At 75.9% G+C, this 22,009-nt stretch carries 21 protein-coding genes and 2 pseudogenes; 6 read left to right on the forward strand and 17 right to left on the reverse strand.

The genetic code is table 11. The annotated features are described in order from the left end of the window. The first annotated feature begins 3 nt into the window (after positions 1-3). Together EFE23_RS03330 and EFE23_RS03335 are read left to right on the forward strand one after the other, a co-directional pair. On the forward strand, positions 4-1,434 hold the full coding sequence (locus EFE23_RS03330) for a lactate utilization protein B (protein ID WP_233600842.1): 1,431 nt from the start codon (positions 4-6) through the stop codon (positions 1,432-1,434). Continuing rightward, complete coding sequence (locus EFE23_RS03335; protein WP_199736897.1) at positions 1,431-2,057, forward strand: LutC/YkgG family protein; 627 nt, start codon at positions 1,431-1,433, stop codon at positions 2,055-2,057. Before EFE23_RS03330 ends, EFE23_RS03335 begins: the two co-directional genes overlap by 4 nt. A 5-nt stretch (positions 2,058-2,062) precedes the next feature. On the opposite strand, the gene EFE23_RS03340 is transcribed toward EFE23_RS03335, so the two are convergent. The 3 genes from EFE23_RS03340 to EFE23_RS03350 all read right to left on the reverse strand — a co-directional run bounded on the left by EFE23_RS03340 (position 2,063) and on the right by EFE23_RS03350 (position 4,634). Beyond that, complete coding sequence (locus EFE23_RS03340) at positions 2,063-3,025, reverse strand: sensor histidine kinase (RefSeq protein WP_123239387.1); 963 nt, start codon at positions 3,023-3,025, stop codon at positions 2,063-2,065. After that, on the reverse strand, positions 3,022-3,849 hold the full coding sequence (locus EFE23_RS03345; RefSeq protein WP_123239388.1) for an MEDS domain-containing protein: 828 nt from the start codon (positions 3,847-3,849) through the stop codon (positions 3,022-3,024). Before EFE23_RS03345 ends, EFE23_RS03340 begins: the two co-directional genes overlap by 4 nt. Before the next feature lie 269 nt (positions 3,850-4,118). Further along, positions 4,119-4,634, reverse strand: a complete 516-nt coding sequence (locus EFE23_RS03350) for a 2'-5' RNA ligase family protein (protein ID WP_123239389.1) — start codon at positions 4,632-4,634, stop codon at positions 4,119-4,121. An 81-nt stretch (positions 4,635-4,715) separates the two neighbouring features. On the opposite strand from EFE23_RS03350, the gene EFE23_RS03355 reads away from it, so the two are divergent. Then, entirely contained in the window at positions 4,716-5,225 is a 510-nt protein-coding gene (locus tag EFE23_RS03355; RefSeq protein WP_123239390.1) for a mycothiol transferase, read from the forward strand. Here the strand turns inward: EFE23_RS03355 and EFE23_RS03360 are convergent. Continuing rightward, complete coding sequence (locus EFE23_RS03360) at positions 5,209-6,177, reverse strand: glycoside hydrolase family 88 protein (RefSeq protein ID WP_123239391.1); 969 nt, start codon at positions 6,175-6,177, stop codon at positions 5,209-5,211. The genes EFE23_RS03355 and EFE23_RS03360 overlap by 17 nt on opposite strands. 116 nt (positions 6,178-6,293) lie before the next feature. On the opposite strand from EFE23_RS03360, the gene EFE23_RS03365 reads away from it, so the two are divergent. Next, positions 6,294-6,665: an SCP2 sterol-binding domain-containing protein gene (locus tag EFE23_RS03365; protein WP_123239392.1), complete on the forward strand. Its 372-nt coding sequence runs from the start codon at positions 6,294-6,296 to the stop codon at positions 6,663-6,665. Continuing rightward, the gene (locus EFE23_RS03370) at positions 6,662-8,719 is read left to right on the forward strand and encodes an amylo-alpha-1,6-glucosidase (protein ID WP_123239393.1); all 2,058 of its coding nucleotides are present in this window, start codon (positions 6,662-6,664) and stop codon (positions 8,717-8,719) included. The genes EFE23_RS03365 and EFE23_RS03370 overlap by 4 nt, the downstream gene beginning before the upstream one ends. Positions 8,720-8,783: 64 nt before the next feature. Here EFE23_RS03370 and EFE23_RS03375 read toward each other — a convergent pair whose 3' ends face one another. From EFE23_RS03375 to EFE23_RS03385, 3 genes are all read right to left on the reverse strand, one after another. Next, a complete protein-coding gene (locus tag EFE23_RS03375) occupies positions 8,784-9,473 on the reverse strand; it encodes a Pr6Pr family membrane protein (RefSeq protein WP_163599619.1) in 690 nt (229 codons plus the stop codon). 71 nt (positions 9,474-9,544) lie between these two features. Then, positions 9,545-10,327: a hypothetical protein gene (locus EFE23_RS03380; protein ID WP_148058400.1), complete on the reverse strand. Its 783-nt coding sequence runs from the start codon at positions 10,325-10,327 to the stop codon at positions 9,545-9,547. A gap of 92 nt (positions 10,328-10,419) precedes the next feature. Beyond that, entirely contained in the window at positions 10,420-10,926 is a 507-nt protein-coding gene (locus tag EFE23_RS03385) for a DinB family protein (protein ID WP_123239395.1), read from the reverse strand. Positions 10,927-11,047: 121 nt separating this feature from the next. Between EFE23_RS03385 and EFE23_RS03390 the strand changes: the two are divergent. Continuing rightward, positions 11,048-11,923: pseudogene (locus EFE23_RS03390) on the forward strand (DUF72 domain-containing protein); the annotation flags it as partial. Between the two features lie 529 nt (positions 11,924-12,452). On the opposite strand, the gene EFE23_RS03400 reads toward EFE23_RS03390, so the two are convergent. The 10 genes and pseudogenes from EFE23_RS03400 to EFE23_RS03445 form a co-directional block, all read right to left on the reverse strand. Then, the gene (locus tag EFE23_RS03400) at positions 12,453-13,124 is read right to left on the reverse strand and encodes a hypothetical protein (RefSeq protein WP_123239397.1); all 672 of its coding nucleotides are present in this window, start codon (positions 13,122-13,124) and stop codon (positions 12,453-12,455) included. A gap of 82 nt (positions 13,125-13,206) precedes the next feature. Continuing rightward, positions 13,207-14,064, reverse strand: coding sequence for an alpha/beta hydrolase family protein (locus EFE23_RS03405; protein WP_123239398.1), 858 nt, complete (start codon positions 14,062-14,064; stop codon positions 13,207-13,209). A gap of 49 nt (positions 14,065-14,113) precedes the next feature. Continuing rightward, positions 14,114-15,091 (reverse strand): glycosyltransferase family 9 protein, encoded by a 978-nt coding sequence (locus tag EFE23_RS03410; RefSeq protein ID WP_123239399.1) that lies wholly within the window; start codon positions 15,089-15,091, stop codon positions 14,114-14,116. Then, on the reverse strand, positions 15,088-15,783 hold the full coding sequence (locus EFE23_RS03415; protein WP_373683953.1) for an SDR family oxidoreductase: 696 nt from the start codon (positions 15,781-15,783) through the stop codon (positions 15,088-15,090). The genes EFE23_RS03410 and EFE23_RS03415 overlap by 4 nt, the downstream gene beginning before the upstream one ends. Next, on the reverse strand, positions 15,780-17,183 hold the full coding sequence (locus EFE23_RS03420; protein ID WP_123239401.1) for a PfkB family carbohydrate kinase: 1,404 nt from the start codon (positions 17,181-17,183) through the stop codon (positions 15,780-15,782). Before EFE23_RS03420 ends, EFE23_RS03415 begins: the two co-directional genes overlap by 4 nt. Continuing rightward, positions 17,180-17,974, reverse strand: coding sequence for a D-sedoheptulose-7-phosphate isomerase (locus EFE23_RS03425; protein ID WP_123239402.1), 795 nt, complete (start codon positions 17,972-17,974; stop codon positions 17,180-17,182). Before EFE23_RS03425 ends, EFE23_RS03420 begins: the two co-directional genes overlap by 4 nt. Continuing rightward, entirely contained in the window at positions 17,974-19,191 is a 1,218-nt protein-coding gene (locus EFE23_RS03430; protein ID WP_123239403.1) for a glycosyltransferase, read from the reverse strand. Before EFE23_RS03430 ends, EFE23_RS03425 begins: the two co-directional genes overlap by 1 nt. Beyond that, positions 19,176-20,159 carry a glycosyltransferase gene (locus EFE23_RS03435; RefSeq protein WP_123239404.1) on the reverse strand — a complete coding sequence of 328 codons (984 nt, stop codon included), beginning with the start codon at positions 20,157-20,159 and terminating at the stop codon, positions 19,176-19,178. Before EFE23_RS03435 ends, EFE23_RS03430 begins: the two co-directional genes overlap by 16 nt. A 44-nt stretch (positions 20,160-20,203) precedes the next feature. Further along, entirely contained in the window at positions 20,204-21,826 is a 1,623-nt protein-coding gene (locus EFE23_RS03440) for an HAD-IIIA family hydrolase (protein ID WP_123239405.1), read from the reverse strand. Next, positions 21,826-22,009: pseudogene (locus EFE23_RS03445) on the reverse strand (transferase); the annotation flags it as partial. The pseudogene EFE23_RS03445 and the gene EFE23_RS03440, both read right to left, overlap by 1 nt.

Raw genomic sequence — 22,009 nt, forward strand, 5'->3', positions numbered from 1 at the left:
GGAGTGCGGACCTTCCTGGGCATGCCCACCACCGCGCCGGCCGGGGTCGGGCACCTGCGGGGCGACGAGCCCTTCCCGGCCGCGGCCCGCAAGGCGTTGGGCGACGCGCAGCTGCGCCGTAACCTGCGGCACGCCACCACCACCATCCGGGCCAAGTCGGGGGCGGTGATCGACGAGGTGCCGGACTGGGCGGAGCTGCGGGCCGCCGGCCGGGCGATCAAGGCCGACACCATGGCCCGGCTGCCGGAGCTGCTCGAGCAGTTGGAGGCGGCGGTCACCGCGGCCGGTGGCGTCGTGCACTGGGCGGCCGACGCGGTCGAGGCGAACCGGATCGTCACCGAACTGGTCCGGGCCACCGGCGCCGACCGGGTGATGAAGGTCAAGTCGATGGCGACGCAGGAGATCGGTCTCAACGAGGCTCTCGAGGCGGCCGGGATCGAACCGGTCGAGACGGATCTCGCCGAGCTGATCGTGCAGCTCGGCAACGACAAGCCGAGTCACATCCTGGTGCCGGCGATCCACCGGAACCGGGCGGAGATCCGGGAGATCTTCCGGCGGGAGATGCCCGGCGTCGATCCCGACCTGACCGACGAGCCAGCCGCGCTGGCCGCCGCCGCGCGCCGGCACCTGCGCCAGACGTTCCTCAGCACGAAGGTGGCCGTGTCCGGGGCGAACTTCGCCGTCGCCGAGACCGGCACCCTCGCGGTCGTCGAGTCGGAGGGCAACGGGCGGATGTGCCTGACCCTGCCGGAAACGTTGATCACCGTGATGGGCATCGAGAAGGTCATTCCCACCTGGGCCGACCTCGGGGTGTTCCTGCAACTGCTGCCCCGGGCCTCCACCGGGGAGCGGATGAACCCGTACACCTCCATGTGGACCGGGGTCACCCCCGGCGACGGGCCGCGGCAGGTGCACCTGGTGCTGCTGGACAACGGCCGCAGCGCGGTGCTCGCCGACCCGGTCGGCCGGCAGGCCCTGCACTGCATCCGCTGCTCCGCCTGCCTCAACGTCTGCCCGGTCTACGAACGCACCGGCGGGCACGCCTACGGCTCGGTCTATCCGGGACCGATCGGGGCGGTGCTCTCCCCGCAGCTCACCGGGGTCGCCGACAACGCCTCCCTGCCGTACGCGTCGTCGCTCTGCGGTGCCTGCTTCGACGCCTGCCCGGTGCTGATCGACATCCCGTCGATCCTGGTCCACCTGCGCGGCCAGGCACCCCACCCGCGGGCGGAGGCGGCGGCGATGGCCGCGGCCGCGTACACCATGGACCATCCCCGGCTGTACGCGGCCGCACAGCGCGCCGCGGGCCTCGGGCGGGTCGCCGGCCGGGCCCTGCCACCACCGTTGAACGGCTGGACCGCGAGCCGCGACCTGCCCGCCGCGCCCCCGCAGACCTTCCGGCAGTGGTGGGCCGAGCGGGGGAGCGGATCGTGAGCGCCCGGGAGGAGGTGCTGGCCCGGCTGCGTGCCGCCCTGGCCGGGGCGCCGCCGGTCGTACCCGCGCCGGGGCCCGTGCCCCGCCGGCAGGGTGACCGGCCGCCCGGCCGCCCGGAGTTGGTCGAGCTGCTGCGCCAGCGGCTGGTCGACTACCGGGCCGAGGTGCACCGGGCGGCCGGCGCGGACGTCGCCGGCACCGTCGCCGCGATCCTCGCCGCCGCCGGCGCGCGGACCCTGGTGGTGCCGGCCGGGCTGCCCGCCGACTGGCGGCCCGGCACCGTCGAGGTGGTGGTCGACGAGGACCTGCCCGCCGCACGGCTGGCCGGGTTGGACGCGGTGCTCACCGCCGCCGCGGTTGCCGTCGCCGAGACCGGGACGATCGTCCTCGACGCCGGCGCCGACCAGGGGCGGCGGGCCCTCAGCCTGCTGCCCGATCTGCACGTCTGCGTGGTCCGCCCGGCACAGGTGGTCGGCATCGTGCCGGAGGCGCTCGACCGGCTCACCCCCGGCCGCCCGCTCACCTGGATCAGCGGTCCCTCGGCGACCAGCGACATCGAGCTGAGCCGGGTGGAGGGCGTGCACGGCCCGCGCCGGCTGCACGTCGTGCTCACCGACGGCTGAGCCGGTCAGACCGGGAAGTACGGGTTCCCGGCGGTGAGCCGGACGGTGAAGCCGTCGTCGTGCCGGTGCAGCGCCACGTGGTTGCAGGACTGGTGGCTGATCCACAGCCCGAGCCCGCCCGTCGCGCCGTCGCCCGCCGGCAGCAGGCCGGCGTACGGGTCCTTGGGGCCGTCGCCCCGGTCCTGCACGGTCACCACGATCCGGTCCGGCCCGCTCCACAGCCGCATCCGGGTCGGCGGCTGGCCGTGCCGCAGCGCGTTGGTCACCATCTCGCTGACCGCCACCTTCAGGTCCTCGACATCGTCGGCCGGGACCTGGCCCCGGTCGGCGGCCTGGACGGCGGCGCGGGCCTCGGCCGCGGTCGGGTCGGTCAGTTCGACCAGCGGGGCCGTCCGCTGCACCGGGTCGAGCAGCATCGCCCGCGGCTCGGCCAGGAAGCTGGTCGGCTCCGTGTAGTCCCCGATGGGCAGGTGACTGCCGTCCGGCCGGGCCTCCCGCGGGTGGGTGCGCGCCACATCCGCCAGCACCTGCGGGGAGGCGACCCGGGTGTCGTACGCGCACATGCTCCAGAGCGGGAAGTCGTCGTAGGCGTGGTTTATCGCCGCCTCGTAGCGGGCCCACCAGTCCCAGGTCGCGCCCAGGGTCTGCGGGGGCAGCTCGCCGACGATCCGGATCTGCGTCGCGCCCTCGGCGACGTACCCCGCCAGCAGCTTCCGGTACGCCCGGATCGCCGAGGTCGGGCGGGCGTAGACATCGCCGCCGGGCAGGAAGGTCACCCCGGAGCCGGCGGGCAGGGCGCGGCGGACCAGCTCCGCGTTGCGCGCGCCGAAGCCCACCACCGCCGGTTCACCGGCCTCGACGCCGCCGAGCAGGAACGGCACCACCACGGCGAGCAGGTGCTCCTCCGAGTCGAAGAGGATCGCCTCGTGGTAGTAGCCGACGTGGCCGGCCGCCGCCCCGGTCCTCATCGCCGCACCTCCACCCGCACCTCGGGGAGGTCCAGCAGCTCGGCCAGCCGGGCGGCCGCGGGGTGGGCGGTGCGCAGCACGAGCGTCGCGCCGTGCCGCCGGGCGTGGTCGCGCAGGTGCAGCAGGCTGCGATGGTCGACGAAGCGCAGCCCGGTCGCGTCGACGACCAGCCGGCCGTCGGCGGGCCGGGGGTCGGCCCGATCCAACGCGGCGGCGAACAGGCGGTGGTTGGACGGGTCCAGCTCGCCGCCGAGCGCCACGACCGCCTCACCGGCCGTCGCGTGCAGCCGGAACAACACGTCCGCGTTGGTCTCCGGGTGCATGCAGGCCAGTTCCGCGATCGCCGCGTCGCCCAGCTCGCGCCGGTCGTAGGCGCAGATCGCCGACATCGGCCGGTGCCGCATGAAACGGTCGATGAGGTGCTCGTAGCGGGTGAACGCGTCGCGCTGTGCCGGGGTGCGGACCAGCGGGGTCGCGTAGGCCAGCACCCGCAGGCCGGCGTACCCGGCGGCGAGGGCCTCCGTCGTGGCGGCGTCATACGCCCGGACCTGCGCCAGCGGGTCGATGACCGCGTCGGAGCGGTACATCTGCTCGATGGAGAGCAGGCGCAGCGCACCCCGGCGCAGCGCGGCGTCGCGGCCGGGCAGCCGGCCCAGGCGGCGGGCCAGCTCGTCGCGGCTACCCGGGGCGATCAGGGCGACCCGCTCCCCGGCCGCGAGCCCGGCGGCGAGGAACGGCACCGCCCGGGCGTCGAGCGCGGCCGGCTCGTCGTAGGCGAGGCAGACGTGACCGTACGCCGCGGACGGCGCGCTTTCGCTGATCACCTGGTCTGCCTCACCCGGCCAGTGTATGCCTGACCGTCGGAACGGCCAGCCGGGCGTATCCGTGAGGGCGGACCCGGGTATGCGCCGCCTGTCGAGCTGATGTCACGAACAATTCACTCGTCCGCGACGGGCGCTGGCCGGCGGCCGGCGGGCGTGGATCGCCGCGGCGGCCGTGCCCTTGAGCCGTTCCGGACATCAGCTCGACAGGCGGGCCCGAGACGTCGCCTCAGGGCGCGGCGCGCCGGGCGACGCGGGGCCTGCCCCGCCGGTCAGGGGAGCGGGTGGGCGATGCCCCGGGCGTGGTCGGTGACGGACGCGCCGACCACGGTTGCGGTCAGCGGCAGCACCTCCAGGCAGCGGCGGACCGCGGCGGCCATCAGCGCGTTCGGCACCCGCATGGAGAGCGTGCAGTGCGGCACCCACCGGCCCGGCTGGTAGTGCTCGACCAGGTCGATGCCGGCGCGGGCGAGCCGGTGGTGCACCTGCGCGTGGTGGGACAGCAGCTCGGTCGTGGGGGCCGGCCCGAGCCAGAGCACCCGCCCGACGAACTGGCCGGCGTGCTGGAACTCCAACCGCAGCGGGGCGGCCACCACCATCCCGGCGAGCGCCTCGGCGACCCGGTCCGGGTCGAAGCGCGGGGCCACCGCGAGCGAGACGTGCGGCCGGTGCCGCTGTTCCAGCAGCGACCTCATGCTCTGCACGCCCTCGGACTCCAGCGCGTCCCAGAGCACCCGGATGCGCCGGGTGGCGTCGGTGTCGAGATACAACTCCAGCGCCGCGACCACATGATCAGCCTAGGGCGAGGTTTGCCCGCCCGTGTGCGCGGTACTGCCCAGGTGGCATCGACGGCGGAGGAGCGTGGACCCGTGGACGTGAACGACCTACTGACCGAGGCGTACGGCCGGCTGCCCGACCTGGTCCGGTCGGCGGTGGACGGGCTGAGCGCGGAGCAGCTGCGGCAGGCCCCGGCGGCCGGCGCGAACCCGGTGGGCTGGCTGGTCTGGCACCTGACCCGGATCCAGGACCACGGCGTCTCCGGCGTGCTGGGCGAACAGCAGCTCTGGGTCACCGGCGACTGGGCGGGCCGGATCGGCCTGACCGCCGATCCCGACGACACCGGCTTCGGGCACGGGCCCGACCAGGTCGCCGCCGTCCGGCCGGAGAACGGCCAGGTGCTCGTCGACTATCACCGGGCGGTGGTCGACCGGACGCTGGCGTACCTGCGCGGCCTGCGGCCGGCCGACCTCGACCGGGTGGTCGACGAGAACTGGGACCCACCGGTCACCCTCGGCGTGCGGCTGGCGAGCCTGCTGGAGGACGATCTCCAGCACGCGGGTCAGGCCGGCTACGTGCGCGGGCTCATCCAGTCGGGGTGACCGCCGCCCGGGCCCGGTCCAGCGCGGCATGGGCGAGCAGGTGGAACGCCTGCGCCTCGGGGGAGGTGCCGGGACGCGCGAAGTCCGGCGCCCCGCTCACCCCGGTAACCCGCCCGTACCGGTCGACCCGCCGGTCCGCCGCGGCCAGCAGCTCGGCCCCGGTGTCCCGCCACGACGGCGGCAGCCAGCCGTCGGCCGCTCCGGTCAGCGCCGCGTACGCCAGCATCTGCGCGGTGTTCGCCTCGCGGAACGTGCCGGGGTCGTCCAGCACGTCGCAGAAGAGCCCGTCGTCGGTGCGGTACGCCAGGCAGGACTCCAGCACCGCCCGGGCGTGCCCGGCCAGCTCGTCGCGGAGCCCGGCCGGCCAGCCCGGCGCCAGGCGCAGTGCCCGGGCGATCCCGGCGACCACCCAGCCGTTGCCGGTGCCCCAGGGCTCCGGCCGGTCCAGCTCGCCCCGGTCCTCGTCCCAGCGCGCCGCGTAGAGGCCGGTGCGTTCGTCGTGGAGCCGGCGCTGGTGCCCGGCGAGCTGCGCCGCGGCCAGCTCGGTCCGGCCGCACAGGGCGAGCAGCGGCACCACCATGTAGACGGTGTCCGCCCAGACCTGACGGTTGTCGAGCAGGTGGAACAGCGTGCCGTCGGCGGCCCGGGGCGCCCGGGTCACCAGCCAGTCGAGCTGCGCGTCGAGCGCCGCCGACCAGCGTGGATCCCCGTCGGTCGTGGCCGCGTACCGGACCGCCTCACCGCAGGCCGCGCCGTTGACCGCCCCGGCCTCGCCGGAGACGTCGCCGAGCCGCCCGTCCGGGTGCTGCCGGGTGACCGCCGCGTCGGCGACCAGCACCGCCGCCGCACCCAACCCCAGATCGAGCAGGGCGTGCCCGGTCACCCCCTGTTCCCACGACTGGCGCTGCATGGCGAGCAGCGCGTGCAGCACCCGGTCCAGGTCCCTCGTCATGCCTTCTGGTCTACCCACACCGCGGGATCTTGACCAGCCCTCACCCGGACCGGGTGAGTTGGACTCACCCTCTCGGCGGGGACCCTGCGGGGACGACCGGACACCGGGAGGGACCGATGGGTATGTCGGCGGCGGAGTACCTGGCGGAAAACGTGGCCGGCGGGCACCCCGAGCTGCCGGAGAACACGACCGGCACGCTCCGGCTCGACGTGCGTGACGGCGGGCGCACCGAACACTGGTGCCTGATCATCGACCGGCAGGAGGTGCGGGTCTCCCGCTCCTACAGCGAGGCCGAGCTGGTCGTCCGCGCCGACCGGGAGGTCTTCGACCGGATGGCCGAGGGGCACCTGCACCCGGCGGCGGCGCTGCTGCGCAACGACCTGACGGTGCAGGGCAACCTGCGGCTGCTGCTGGCCCTGCGCCGGCTCTTTCCGGGCCCGCCCGGGGCCCGGCACCCCCGGACGAGCTGCCGAGGGGACGGTCGATGAAGCAGGAGCTGCTGCACATCCTCGCCGGCAACTCCTTCGCGATGGGCGACGCGCAGGGCGACATGGAGGTGAACCCGTACGCGCCGATCGGGCTGTGGTCCTTCGACACCCGCTTCGTGTCCCACTGGGTGCTCACCGTCGACGGAGAGCGGCTGCACGCCCTGTCCCGGGACGAGCTCGCCTCCTTCGAGACCCGGTTCGTGCTGGTCCCCGGCACCGCGACCCACTACGTGGACGCGACCGCGTCGGTGATCCGGCACCGGTCCATCGACGACAGCTTCAACGAGCGGATCACGCTGCTCAACCACTCGTCCGAGCCCGCCGAGTTCACCGTCCGGATGGAGATCGGCAGCGACTTCGCCGACACCGCGGAGATCCGCCAGCCCGCTCCGCGCCGGCCGACCGTCACCGCCGACTCGGTCCGGCGCCAACTACGACTCCGGTACCAGCGGGAGCGGTTCATCCGGGAGACGCTGGTCACCAGCACGGAACCGGTGGAGGTCGACGCACGGGGGATGACCTTCCGGGTCCGGGTCGCGCCGAACGGCGAGTGGCACACCGACCTGCACGTGGTCACGATCATCCAGGGCGCCGGGGGCAGGGACCTCCGATCCGGCCTGGAGACGCACCGGCAGCACGTGCGGCGGGACATGCGCGCGGACCTCGCCCGCTGGCTGGACCGGGCCCCGCAGCTCGTCGCCGACCGCGGGTCCCTGGGGCCGGCGTACACGCAGGCGCTGACCGACCTGGCCGCGCTGCGCTACCTGCCGCTGGCGTACCGCGAACGGGTGCCGGTGGGGGGCCTGCCCTGGGCGATGGCGCTCTACGGCCGCGACGCCATGATCACCTGCCTGCAGACGCTGCCGTTCACCCCCGAGCTGACCCCGGCGACGCTGCGCCTGCTCGCCCTGCTCCAGGGCGGCCGGCTCGACGACTTCCACGACGAGGAACCGGGGAAGATCCTCGCCGAACTCCGCTACGGCGAGGCGGCCGCGTTCGGCGAGCAGCCCACCGCCGTCTACTACGGCGCGGCCGACACCACCCCGCTCTTCGTGGTCCTGCTCGACGAGTACGAGCGCTGGACCGGCGACGTCGAGCTGGTCCGCCAGCTGCGCCACCCGGCCCGGATGGCCCTGGACTGGATCGACGAGTACGGCGACCTGTGCGGCGACGGCTACCTGCGCTACCAGCCACGCAACAGGGTCAACGGGGTGGCCAACCAGACCTGGCGGAACTCGCCGGAGGCGATCGTGGACCGGTACGGCCACGAGCCGGCGTTTCCCCGGGCAACCTGCGAGCTGCAGGGGTACGCGTACGACGCGAAGCTGCGCGGCGCCCGGCTGGCCCGGAAGTTCTGGGACGACCCGGCGTACGCCGACCGGCTGGAGGCCGAGGCGGCCCGGCTGCGGGAGCGGTTCAACCGTGACTTCTGGCTGCCGCACCGCGAGTACTACGCGTTCGCCCTGACCCCGGACGGCGCGCCGGTCGACGCGCTCACCTCCGGCCTCGGCCACCTGCTCTTCACCGGGATCGTCGAGCCGGAACGGGCCGACGCGGTGGCGGCGCATCTGTGCGGACCGGACCTCTTCTCCGGCTGGGGGGTACGGACGTACGCCGACCGGCAGCGGCCGTACAACCCGGTCGGCGCGCACCTCGGTGCGGTGTGGCCGTCGGACAACGCGCTCATCGCGGCGGGCCTGCGCCGCTACGGGTACGACCGTGAGGCGGCCCAGATCGCCGCCGGGATGTTCGGCGTGGTGGAGACGCTCGACGGCTCGGTGCCGGAGGTGATCGCCGGCTACCCCCGCACGGTGACCAAGTACCCGGTCCAGCTGCCGGCCGCCGGCCGGCCGCAGTCGTGGGCCTCCGGCGGGCTGCTCATGCTGCTCGCCACGATGCTCGGGCTGCGCCCGTGCGGCGACAACCTGCTGGTGGACCCGGCGATCCCCGAGGGGTACGGCCGGATCGAGCTGCTGGACGTGCCGGGCCGGTGGGGGCGCGCCGACTCGTTCGGCCGGGCCCGGGAGGCCCACCGCCGGCCCCGGCTGCGCTGACCGCTGCCTCAGCCGGGCGGCAGGTGCCGGCCGGTGGCCGGAGCCGGTGCGTGGGGTCGGGGCCTCACCGCGGCGCCGCCGGGGTCCGGCCGGGCTCCGCCGCGTCGGCCGGTGCCGGCGCCGGCCGGGCCCGTCGGGCCAGGCCCCGGTCGACCCCCACGAAGAGGAGCCCGAGCAGCCAGAACGTGAAGGCGAAGAAGAGCGAGGAGAGGCCGACCCCGGCGTAGCCGAGCTGGCCGGCGTCGAGGAACGGGTACGGGTAGCGGTGCACGATCAGCCCGCGCACCAGGGCGAATCCGAGGTACGCCAGCGGGAACGCCAGCCACCAGGCCGCGTACCGCGGGCGCAGCCGGCCGCGCCGGTCGAACAGTGCCCAGTCGGCGATCGCCAGCAGGGGTACGACGGTGTGCAGGAACTGGTTGCCCCACCACTCGCCCGGCTCGCGGTGCGGCTGCACCATCGCGAACGGGCTGGCCGGGTTGGCCAGCACGAGGTGGTAGACCGTGCCGGTGATGGTGATGTAGAGCGTCACCGCGCCCTTGAGCGCCGACGGCGGCTCCGGGCGGTCCTGCCAGGCCCGCCAGGCCGCGTACCCGGCGAAGACACCGACCGCCACGTTGCTCTGGATGGTGAAGTAGGGCAGCAGGCCGGTCACCGTCGCCGGGCCGAGGGCGGTGAGCACGATGCCGGCCGCCACGCTGAGCACGATGGCCAGGCGGAAGGGGATCGCCAGTCGTCGACGCCGCGGAGTCACCGGGGCAAGTTACCAGCCCGTACCGTGCCGGGACGGCACGGCCGGGCCGCCCCGGCCCGTTGTGCCGCGGCTCAGTGTTGCGTCGGGCCGACCGAGGCGGGCCGGTTCGCCGGGTCGGCCGCTTCGCTCGGTCGCGACGTCGGCGTGACGGTGACCGCCGGGGTGGACGGGGTGTGCTTCGGCTGGCCGGTGCCGTCGTCGCTCGGCCGCGGGTCCGGCCGCTTCGTCCCGCCGGCGTTGGAGGCGCTCGGCTTGCCCCGCTCGCCGAGCAGCCGGTCGCAGTAGCCGGCCACCTCGTCCCGGCCGCCGGCCGCCGTGACCAGTTCGGCGAAGCGCGGGGATTCCAGCGTCTTGTGCGCGTTCCCGCCCGGTTCGTTCCGGTAGGAGTTGCAGAGCCCCGTCAGCGAGGCGCTGTTGCCCGGCCGGGCCGTCCGGTCCGCGCCCGGTGTGGCGGAGGCGTCCGGACCGGACGGCCGGCTGGGATGGCTGCCGGCGCCGGCGCTGGGCGTGGTGTCCGGCCCGTGGCCCAGCGGGCCGGGCAGCGTCCCGGTGGCCGCGGCCAGTGCCACGCCGCCGGTGGCGGCGGCGAGCAGGGCGGCCAGCGCGACCTTGGCGCCGAGCAGGCCGGTGAGCCACCGCCGTTCCGGCCGGGACGCCGGCACCACCGGGGAGCCGGCTCGGGCCAGGCGGAACGCCTGGAGGGCGGCGGCCTCGCCGGTCAGTTCGTGCGGGTGGGGGGCGGCGCGGACGGCGGCGAGGAGTCGAACGAGCACCTCCGGACCGCCCGGCGCGTCGGCGACAGAACCGATGAGCAGGCGCTCGACGGTCTCCTGGTCCATGCGGTGTGCGTTCATCTCGTGTCGATCAGCGCCACCCCCCGTCGGGACGTCACATCGCCGCTCCGCCCGCGACCGATCTCGACCAGTGAGGTCCGTCACTCCCCGGCTCAGCCCATCGTCTTCGTCCCGTCGATCGACTCGCGGAGGATGTCGGCGTGACCGGCGTGCTGCGCGGTCTCCGCGATCACGTGCAGCAGCACCCGGCGCACCGACCAACTCGCCCCCGCCTCGAACCACGGAGCGACCGGCAGCGGATGCGCCGTGTCCAGGTCCAGCGTGGCGACCAGCGCGTCGGTGGCCGCGGCCACCCGGTCGAACTCGGCGAGCAGCCCGGCGAGGGTCTCGCCCTCCACCATCCGGAACTGATCGACCCAGTCGATCGGCTTGCTCTGCATCGCCTCGGCGCCGCCCACGGCGAACCACATCCACCGCTCCTCGGTGGTCGCCACGTGCTTGATCAGCCCGCCGAGGCAGAGCTCGCTGGCCGTGCTCCGCCGGGCCGCCTGCTCGTCGATCAGACCCCGAACGGTCTGTCGGAGGAAGTCGCGCCGACTGCGTAGCGAGGCGAGCAGATCCGCCCGCTCACCGGTGACGATCTGTTCGGAGACGCTCATGCGAGCCCGCCCTTTCATCGAGGATCGCGGACACCGTACGCGCCGCGACCGACATTTCCGGGCCTTCGGCCCGGCCCGCTCCCGGTTGCCGATTCGTCCGGATCGGGGTGCACTGAATTACATGGGTGTCATCAAGGTGGGCACGTCCTCCTGGGCCGACCAGATGCTGGTCCGCTCCGGCTGGTACCCCCGCGCCGTCAACACCCCCGCCGGCCGGCTCGGGTACTACGCGGAGCGGTTCGGGCTGGTCGAGGTGGACACGTCGTACTACGCGATCCCGCTGCCGGAGACCGCCGCCGGCTGGGTGGCCGCCACCCCGCCCGGGTTCACCTTCGACGTCAAGGCGTTCCGCCTGTTCACCGGCCACCACACGCCGGTCGCCGCGCTGCCCCGGGAGCTACGGCCGGCCGGCGGTGCGACCCGGATCCGTTGGCGCGACCTGTCCGCCGGGGCGTACGACGAGCTGTGGGACCGGTTCCACGCGGCGCTGGCGCCGCTCGCGGCGGCCGACCGGCTCGGCGCGGTGCTGCTGCAGTTCCCGCCCTGGCTGGCCCGGGGTGACGCGGCGAAGCGGCGGATCCTGGCCGCGGCCCGGCGGTGCCGGCCCTTCCGCGTCACCGTCGAGCTGCGCCACTCGTCCTGGTTCGCCGAGGACGTGGTGGTGGACACGGTGACGTTCCTGCGCGAGCACGGCCTGGGCTACGTCTGCGTGGACATGCCGCAGGGACACGTCTCGTCGGTGCCACCGATCCTCATCGCCACCACGGACCTCGCGGTGGTCCGCTTCCACGGGCACAGCCGCGCCTGGGAGAGCGGCGACAAGCAGGAGAAGTTCCGGTACGCCTACGGCGCGGAGGAACTGCGCCGCTGGTCCGTGCTGCTGCACGAGCTGGCCGACCAGTGCGCGGAGCTGCACGTGCTGATGAACAACTGCTGCGACGACCAGGCGCCGCGGGACGCCGCCCGGCTCGCCGGACTGCTCCGCGTCGCACCCGCCGGTCAACCGCGCCGGCGGAACCCCTCGGGGTGCATGCCGGTGGCCTCCTCCAGCGCGTTGTCCGCCAGGTCCCCGTCCGCGCTGTCGTCCGGGAAGGTGCGCCCGGACGGCGCCGGGTCGGGCGGGGCGCCCGGTCCCGCCTCCGGGTAACGGGTGGGCTCGACGGAGCCGAACCCGTGCCGGCCCGCCTTCGGCCCGCCCGGAGCGGCACCGGCCGCGCGGCGCTCGCCACGGCGTCCCTCCGGGACCGCGTTCTCCTCGCTGCCCTCGTCCATCGGCGCGTCCTCGCCCGCGCCCCACGGCGGATCCGCGTCGAAACCGTCCGTGGTGCCCCACGGCGCGACCGACTCCGGCCCGCCACCCGTACCCGCTCGGTCCTTCTTGGTCATGGTCACCTCACCTGCCTCGGTTCCCGTGCCCGCGCTGATTGCCCGGCGACCGCCCGGTCAGGCCGCGCGCCGGATCCGGTCCCCGGTACGCCGCGTGGCCGACGACCCACCCCGATGTGGGTCGCCGGCCACGCGACGGGTCACCGGCCCGCCATCATCAGGCGGCGCTTGGCCGCGCCCATCGCGGCCATCCCGCCGATGGTCTTCGGCCCGGGCGTGGCCACGGCCGCGACCTTCCCGAGCGCCATGGGCGCGGACATCAGCCCGCCCGCCCGGCCGAGCAGCCCCCGGAACACCTGGCCGGGCTTCTGCTGCTCGCTCATGTACGCGGTCACCACCACCAGCGAGCCGGTCAGCGCCGGGATCGCCCACTGGAGCAGCTTCATCTTCCGCTGGCAGGAGGCGACGTTCGCCGGGGTCTGGTAGTTCGGTTCGGTGGTCCCCTCGACGGACGGGCCGCCCGCCCGCTCCAGCTTCATGCCGAGCAGCCGGCTGTAGCCGGTCACCACCAGGGCGCCCACGGTCAGCGCGGTCTTCACCGCGCTCATCCGCGCCACCCCGGACTGGGCGGCCACCCGCGGGCTCTCGGTGACCAGCTCGCCGACCGCGCCGGCCAGGTGGGCGCCGATCGCCGCCGCATTGACCGGGGTCCACCGCGCCCAGCCCGCCGAGGCCACCGGCAGGCGTTGCGTGGAGTCCTCGAGCTGTGCCGCCGCCCCGTTGACGCCGAGCGCACCCATCAGTGACCCGCCGAACCAGGCCGCCAGGCCCAGATCGTGCATGGAGCGCAAGGCCGTGTGCCGTTCGGACATCTGATCCCCCTCCGCCGTGTTCGGGCGGTGCCGCATACCCGCCCCGCGGCCGGCTACGCGCCCGATTTCCGGGGAGGAGGGCTCAGCGGGGTGGCAGGGCGGTGGCGAACGCGGCCACCCGGGCGGCCAGCGGGGTGGCGGCGCGTACCCAGGTGAAGTGGTCCAGCGGGCCGCCCGCCTCGGCGACGGTGTAGCGGTGCCGGGTAACCGGGGCCGCGACCAGCTTGCCGCAGAGGTGGTCCATCGTCTCGTGCGGGGTGTACTGGTCGTCGTCGACGCTCACCGCCAGCACCGGGGTGCGTACCCGGGCTACCGCCGCCTCGGCGTCGACCCCGTCCAGCACCGGGAACCGGCCGGTCCGCGCGGTGTACGCCCAGTCCCGGATCACCCCGCGCGCCTGCCGGCCGCCGAACCCCCAGCCCGGCCAGACGCCGAGCAGTCGGGCGACCCCGGCGATCCCCTGGGTGTACGGCAGCACGCCCCAGCCGCGCAGCCCCGGGTACCCGCGCCACCACGGGATGCCGACCGCCACCAGGGCCAGCCCGTCCACCCGGTCCGGGTCGTGCAGCGCCTGGTGCAGCACCGCGACCTGCCCGCCGAGGGAGTGCCCGAGCAGCAGCCGGGTGCGCCCGTCCAGCCGCGGCTTGAGCGCGTCCAGCACCGCGCCGACGTCGGCGGCCAGCTCGGCGTAGCCGTACCGGCAGCTGCGGGCGGGCGTCGGGGTGCTCTCGCCGGTGCCGCGCAGGTCGGCCGCGATGACGGCGAGGCCGGCGTCGCGCAGCGCGGCGGCCAGCGGCCGGTAGTAGCGCGCCCGGACGCCCATCGCCGGCCAGATCAGCACCACCGGCGCGCCGGGCGCCCCGGCTGGCTCCGGGTAGACCTGCACGCCGATCCGTGCCCCGTCGACGTCCACGAACTCCTGGGTGTACTCCGCGCTCACCGGCTCAGCGTACGGTGGAAAGCTACCGGCAGGTAGTAATGGGGGCGGCTCAGTGGGCGGCGGGTACCGCGGGCGCGGCCTGGCGGGGCCGGGGCGGCCGGTGGGGCGCGGCCCGCTCCACCCCGTCCACCGCCGCCAGCACGCTCGGCACGTCCAGCTCGGCCAGGGCCGGGTGCACCGCCGTACCGGCGCCGGGCGGCCGGGGGCCCACCCAGAGCGCCTCGTGCCACGGGCGGTCCGGCGGCGGGCCCCACTGCGCGGGCGGGACCGGGCCGAAGAGCAGCACCGACGGGGTGGCGTAGCCGGTGGCCAGGTGGCCGATGCCGGTGTCGCCGCAGACCACCAGCCGGGCGTGGGCCACCAGGGCGGCCAGCTCGCCGAGGTCCGTCGTCCCGGCCAGCACCGCGTCCGCCGGCAGCCCGGCCCGCCGGGCCACCTCCGCGGCGACGTCCCGCTCGGCCGGGTTGCCGGTCACCACCACCCGGTGGCCCCGCCCGGCCAGCTCGCCGGCGACCGCCGCGAAGCGGTCCGGCGGCCAGCGCCGCTGCGGGGCTTTCGCGCCGGGGTGCACGATGCTCACCCCGGTCGGCAGTCCGCCCGGCGCGGGGCGGCGCAGCGCCAGGTCGGCGCGGTCGGCCGGGACGCCGTACCAGGCCAGCAGCCGGCACCAGCGGTCCACCTCGTGCTCGTCGGCCCGCCACGGCGGCCCGTCGCGGTGCCCGCCCTCGGCGTTGCGGTAGGCGAACAGCCGGCGCGGCCGGGCCTCGGCCAGCATCCGGTGCGACTGCGGGCCCCGGCCGTGCAGGTTGACCGCCAGCGCCGGCGGCGGGCCGGACCACCGCAGGTGGCCCAGCCCGTCCGCCTCGACCAGCCGGTCCACCCCGCCGACCAGGTCGACCAGCGGGGTCAGCCAGCGCGGCGCGACCAGCGCCAGCTCCTCGCCGGGGTACGCGGCGCGCAACGCGCGCAGCGCCGGCACCCCGGTCGCGAGGTCGCCGACGCCGAGCGCCCGGAGCACGAGGATCACGGGTACGAGGACTCCTGGTCGGCGCAGACCACCAGCTCGCGTACCGCGCAGCCGGGCGGCTGGGCGAGGGCGAACAGGACCGCCTCGGCGGTGTCCGCCGGATCGTTGAGGATGGCGTCCGGTCCGGGCTTGTACCGCTCGTCCCGCTCGTCGAAGAAGGCAGTCCGCATGCCGCCCGGGATGAGCAGGGTGACGCCCACCTTGCCGGCCAGCTCGGCGGCGAGCGCCCGGGTGAAGCCGACCACGCCGAACTTCGCGGCGCAGTACGCGGTGGCGTCGCTGACCGCCTTGACGCCCAGGGTGGACGCCACGGTGACCACCGTGCCGTGCGACCGCTCCAACTCGGGCAGGGCCGCCCGGATCACGGCGGCGGTGCCGAGCAGGTTGATCGTCACGATCCGGTCCCAGGTCGCGCCGTCGATGTCGGCGAGCCTGCCGGGTACGTCCATGCCGGCGGCGGTGACCAGCCCGGCCAGGCCGCCGGCCTGCTCGGCCAGCTCGCGGGTGGCCGCCTCGGCGGCCCGGGTGTCGGCCAGGTCGCACTCGACCCAGGGCACCCCGTCGGCCGGCGCCTGCCGGTCCAGCACGTACGGCCGCCCGCCGGCCTTGGCCACCGCGGTCACCACCGCCGCGCCCAGCCCGCTCGACCCTCCGGTGACGAGGACGGCCCGCCCGTTCATGTCCCTGCTCATACGGCTCCCTTGACGAGGTGGAGGCCGCGCGTGCGCGCGGCGGAGATGGTGCCGGTGGTGGACCGGCCGGCCAGGTAGGGGACGGTGACGACCTTCCCGCCCCAGCGGTGGACCAGTTCGGCCTCGGGCAGCTCGGCGCCGCCGTCGCCGTAGTCGCCGCCCTTCACCCAGACGTCCGGGCGCAGCCGGGCCAGCACCTGGTACGGGGTGGGCTCGTCGAAGACCACCACCGCGTCGACGCAGTCCAGCGCGGCCAGCAGCCGGGCCCGGTCCTCCTCGCGGTTGACCGGCCGCTCCGGGCCCTTGAGCCCCCGGACGCTCCGGTCGGAGTTGAGGCAGACCAGCAGGCAGTCGCCGAGGCGGCGGGCCGCCTGGAGGGTGGCCAGGTGCCCGGCGTGCAGGATGTCGAAGCAGCCGCCGGTGGCGACCACGGTGCCGCCGTCGGCGCGTACCTTGGCGACGAGTTCCTCGGCGGTGCGCGCCGGCGCGGGCCGCGATTCCGGCGCGCGGTGCAGGCCCGCCGCGCCGCCCGCCGCCACGTACGCGGACGCGGCGGCCACCGCCTGCCGCGTCGCCTCGGCGACCGACGCGCCGTCGGCCAGCGCGAGCGCGGCGGTGGCGGCGAACCGGTCCCCGGCGCCGCAGGTGTCCTCGACGTGGTCCAGGGTGGACGGGGGCGGGACCGCCAGCGGGGTGCCGCCGGCCTGGCAGAGCACCGCGCCGTCCGCGCCCATGGTCGCCGCGACCGCGCCGACCCGCCAGCGGCGGCGCAGCTCGTGCCCGGCCCGGGTGGCGGTGGAGAGCGCCGAGCCGGCCCCGGCGTCGCCGGTGAGCTGTCGCAGCTCGCCGAGGTTCGGGGTGGCCAGCCGGGCCCCCGGCACCGCGGCCGGGCCGCGCGGGTGCGGGTCCCACACCACCGGGGCGGACGCCCCGGCCAGCGCCGCCCGCAGCGCCGGCTGCCGGAGCAGTCCGCGACCGTAGTCGCTGACCAGGATGGCCCGCGCCCGGGTCAGCACCGCCAACGCCGCCTCGGGCGGCTCGCCCGGCGGCTGCGGGTCGCCACCCCGGTCCAGCCGGAGCAGGGTCTGCCCGCCGGCCCGCAGCCGGATCTTCTCGGCGGTGGCGCCGGGCAGGTGCATCGGGTAGACCTCGATCCCGGCCTCGCCCAGCAGTTCGGCCAGCCGGGCCCCGGCGGTGTCGTCGGCCAGCCCGGTGACCAGCGCGACCTCGGTGTCCTGCGCGGCGGCGAGCAGCGCGGCCAGCCCGGCCCCGCCCGGCCGGTCGGTGGCCGAGCGCTCGTCCAGCACGGGTACGGGCGCGTCCGGGGCGACCCGGCCGACCGCGCCGGTCACGTCCCGGTCCAGCAGGGCGTCGCCGACCACCACGAGCGGCCCGCTCACGACTGCGCCCACCCGGTGCCGGTGGGCCCGTGCCCGTTGTGCGCGTGCCCGTTCGTGGCGTGACCGTTCGTGCCGTGCCCGTTCGCGCGGTGGCCGTTCGTGGCGTGCCCGTACGTGGCGGGGCCGGCCGTGGCGGGCGCGGCCGACGGCGGCGGGGTCCACCGGCCGAACCGGGCCGACCGGGGCGCCGGCACCGGCGCGGCCGGCAGCTGCCGGATCAGCGGCAGCGCCTGGTCGACGTACTCGCAGAGCAGGTGCGTGGCGACCAGGTGCAGTTCCTGCACCACCTGGCTGTCCGGGGACGGGACGGCGAGCACGTCGTCGCAGAGTTCGGCCAGCGGGTTGGGGGCGGGGCCGGTGAAGGCCCAGCAGCGCAGGCCGGTGTCCCGGCCGGCGCGGGCGGCGGTGAGCAGGTTGGTGCTGGTGCCGCTGGTGGACATGAGCAGGAGGATGTCGTCGGGGCGGCCGTGGGCGCGCACGCCGCGGGCGTAGACCTCGTCGTAGCCGTAGTCGTTGCCGATGGCGGTCAGCGCGGAGGTTTCGGCGTGCAGGGCGATCGCGGACAGTGGTTCGCGGTCGTCGCGGAGCTTGCCGACCAGTTCGGCGGTGAGGTGCTGGGCCTCGGCGGCGCTGCCGCCGTTGCCGGCCACCAGCAACCGGCCACCCCGCGCCAGGGTCCAGGCCAGCTCGGTGCCCCAGTCGGCCAGCCGCGCCGCCTCCCGCCGGTACGGCAGCAGCGCCGCGGCGAGCCCGGACAGGTGCGCGTCGAGGGTGTCGTCGTGGTGGGTCATCAGGCCACCGCCGGGGCGGGCCGGGCGACCGTGGCGAGCGAGGCGTAGACGGCACCGAGCTGCTCGGCGCAGCGCTTCCAGGAGTACCGGCTGCGGATCCGGTCCAGCGCCGCCGTGGCGTACGCGAAGCGCCGGACCTTGTCGGCGAGGAGCCGGCGGAGGGCGGTGCCCAGCGCGCGGGAATCGCGCGGCGGCACCAGGTCGCCGGTGAGCCCGTCCACCACGGTGTCGGCGATGCCGCCGACGTTGGTGCCGATCACCGGCACCCCGCAGGCCATCCCTTCCAGGGGGGTGAGGCCGAACGGCTCGTACCAGGGGGCGGCCACCAGCACGTCCGCCGACCGGTACCAGGCCCCCATCTCCTCACGGGACACCCCGCCGATCAGCTTGACCCGGTCGGCGACGCCGCAGGACTCGGCGAGGGCGCGCAGCCGCCGGGCGAAGGTGTCGGCCGGCAGCAGGTCGGCCGGGGGCCCGCCGACCACCACGCACTCGGCGTCCGGCACCGCCGGCAGGGCCCGCACCACGTCGAGGAAGCCCTTGCGCTCCACCATCCGGCCCACGGTGAGGATCCGCGGCCGGGCCGGGTCGCGCGGCGCGACCGGGCCGTCCGGGCGGAAGACGGCCTGGTTGACGCCGGAGGGCACCAGCGCCATCCGGGACCGCGGCACGCCCATCCGGACCAGCTCGCGGACCTCGTCCTCGCACTGCACGACCACCCGGTCGACGGCCCGGCCGAGGGCCCGCTCGTAGCCGATCCGCCCTGGTGGGCTGGTGTCCTTGGCACCCTGGTGGCGCCGCTTCACCGTGCCGAGGGCGTGGTACGTCAGCACCGTCGGCACCCCGGTGCGCCGGCCGGCGTGCACGGTGGCGAGACCGCTCATCCAGAAGTGCGCGTGCGCCACGTCCGGGGTCCACCCGCCGCGCCGCCAGGTGTCCGCCAGCCAGCTGCCGAACTCCCCCATGTACGGCAGCAGCTCGTCCTTGGGCACCCGCCGGGCCGGCCCGGCCGGCACGTGGCACACCTGGTAGCCGTCCGGGGTGGACACCGCCTCGGGCAGGGCGGTGGAGTCGCGCCGGGTGTAGACGCGTACGTCGTGCCCCGCGCCGACCAGCGCGGCCGCGAGTTCCGCCACGTGGGTGTTCTGGCCGCCGGCGTCCTCCTCGCCGAGGACGGCGAGTGGGCTGGCGTGCTCCGAGATCATCGCGATGCGCATGTTTCCCCCTCCATCAGTCGGTCCCAGTCGGCGAGGAACCGGTCGAGCCCGAACCGTTCCTTCGTCACCTCACGCGCCCGCGCCCCCAGGCGGTACGCGGCATCCCGGTCCTCGGCGAGCCAACGGGCCGCCTCGACCAGCGTGTCCACCCGGGTGGACAGCACCCCCGCGTCGGGCGGTACGGCGTCCACGGCCTCGGTGGTGGCCAGCGCGATCACCGGCATGCCGATGGTCATCGCCTCGATCAGGCTCAGCCCGAGGGAGGTCCACCGGCACAGGTGCAGGTACGCGCGCCGCCGGGCCACCTCGGTGTGCATCCGGTCCTGCGGCAGGTCCTCGTGCCCGGTCACCGGGACGCCGGGTGAGCCGGCCGCGGCGAGCGCCTCCGGCAGCCCTTCGACGCCCATGCCGAAGACGTCCAGCGGGGCGACCGCGGCGAAGCGCGGCATCAGGTCGGTGCCGGTGACCCGCCAGCGGCGGACCGGCTCGTTGGTGACCACGGCGAGCCGGTCCAGCTCGCCGGTCCACTCCACCCTGGGCGGCACGATCCCGTGCTCGACCACGGCGGTGCGGGTGCCGCCGTTGTCCCAGAACAGCTCGTTGAATCCGGTGACGTGGGTGAGCAGCAGGTCGTCCCGGTCGGCCATCGGGTGCCGGGTGTTCGGCACGTCGCCCTTCGGCGTGTTGTGCTCCACGTAGATCGCCGGCAGGTCGCGGCCGGGGCGGCGGCCCAGCCACCGCTCGGCCAGCTCCAGCTCCTCGGGGCGTTGCAGGATCACCAGGTCGACCTCGGCCCGGCGCAGCTCCTCCGGGCTGACCTCGACGGCGTTCTCCGGCCAGTCGTACGTCCGCGCCCGGCCCCGGCCGTACGGGCCCCGGTCCGGGGTGACCGGCACCAGGTAGCGGTGCCTTCCGTGCACGAACGACGTCGTCCAGGAGCCGTGCACGTGCCACAGCAGAACGTTCATCTCTCTCCTCGGTCGCGGTTCGGGGGGGCGGGGGGGTGGACGGTTCAGCGGGGCGGGGGAGGGGCGAGGGCGCGGACGGCCGCGACCACGTCGGCCGGGTCGACCCGGGTCAGGCAGGGGTGGCCGGCGACGGGACAGACCGCCGCCCGGGTGTCCCGGCAGGGCGCCCCGGCGTCGCCGAGCCGCACCGTCGGCACCCGGTAGGGCCCCCACTGTCCGAACGGGACGGTCGGGGCGAAGAGGCTGACCACCGGGGTGCCGACGGCGGCGGCGAGGTGGGCCGGGCCGGTGTTGCCGACCACCAGGCAGCGGGCGCCGGCCAGGATCCGGGCGAGCCCGGCCAGGTCGGTGCCGCCGCCCAGGTCGGTGCCGCCGGCCGCGGCGACCAGGGCGGTCAGCTCCCGCTCGCCGGGGCCGCCGGTGACCACCACCCGGTGCCCGTCGGCGGCGAGGGCGGCGACGATCTCCGCGCACCGCCGCGGCGGGCAGGCCCGGGCCGGTACGGACGAGCCGGGGTGCACCACCACGTACTCACCGGCGGGCAGGCCCGGGGTCGGGCCGGTCAGCTCGTGGCGGAGCCGCAGCCCCGGCTCGTCGTCGGCGGGCAGCGCGAAGCCGGCCGCCGCGGCGAGGGAGAGCGCCCGTTCCGGTTCGGGCACCCCGACGGGTACGCGGTGCCGCACGTCCAGCAGGGAGCCGGGGTAGTCGTCGCTGATCGCACTGATCCGGGGCACCCCGGCCAGGCGCAGCAGCAGGGCCAGGGGCAGGGGCGACTGGTGGAACGACGTGAAGATCACCGCCTCGGCGGCCCCGACGCCGGCCAGGCGGTCGGTGAGGGCGCGGATGTCGGCCCGGTCAACCGGCTCCGGGTCGCCGTCGATCCACGGCAGCCGCCACTCGATGATCTCGTCGACGCCGGGCAGCAGCTCCGCCGCCGCCCGGCCGCGTGGCCCGCAGAGCAGCACCACCCGCTCCGCGCCGGCCGCCACGGCCCGGATACCGGGGCCGGTGACCAGCACATCCCCGGCCGAGTCGCTGCGTACCACGAGGACCGTCCCGGCCCGGCCGGTGCGCGGCACGACCGGCTGGACCGCCCGCATCCGGCGCAGGATCTCGTGCACCGCGCCGGGCAGGTCCCGGGCGACGGCCGGCGCCTCGGCGACCTCCTCGGGGCGGGTGACCGCGGTGGGCACCAGGATGCCGGTGGCACCGGCGGCCAGCGCGGCCGCCATGTCCCGGCCGATGTCGCCCACCATCAGGCAGCGGCGGGGCGTGGTGCCCAGCGCCCGAGCGGCGGCGTGCACCAGGCCCGGGGCGGGTTTGCGGCAGTCGCAGCGGTCGGTGTCGTCGTGCGGGCAGACCGCCCAGTGGTCGAACGGCCCGAGCAGCTCCTCCACCCGGGCGTGCACCGCGTGCAGCTGCGGTTCGGTGAAGTGGCCCCGGGCCAGCCCGGACTGGTTGGTGACCACGGCGAGGCGCAGCCCGGCCGCGCGCAGCCCGTCCAGCGCCTCCCGGACGCCGGGCAGCGGGCGGACCTTCTCCGGGTCGCCGTTGTAGGGCACGTCCTCGATCAGCGTGCCGTCCCGGTCCAGCAGCACGGCGTCGTACAGGGCGGGACCGGGGGGAGCCGTGGCGGAGTGGTTGCCCGGGGCAAGTGGCGTGGACATCAACTCTGCGCCTCCGGGCCGTCGGGCGACCCGGCCGACACCGCGCGGGCGCGCCACCAGCCGCGGAGCCAGTGGGCGACGGCCAGCGGCGGGATGAGCGCGCTGGTCACCAGCATGGTGGCGATCTCGTCGGCGGCCCGGGGGCCGGGCGCGATGCGGGCCCGGGCGAACTCGGCGGTGCCG

The organism is Micromonospora solifontis (genome assembly GCF_003725545.1).
In the GTDB taxonomy this organism is placed as follows: domain Bacteria; phylum Actinomycetota; class Actinomycetes; order Mycobacteriales; family Micromonosporaceae; genus Micromonospora; species Micromonospora solifontis.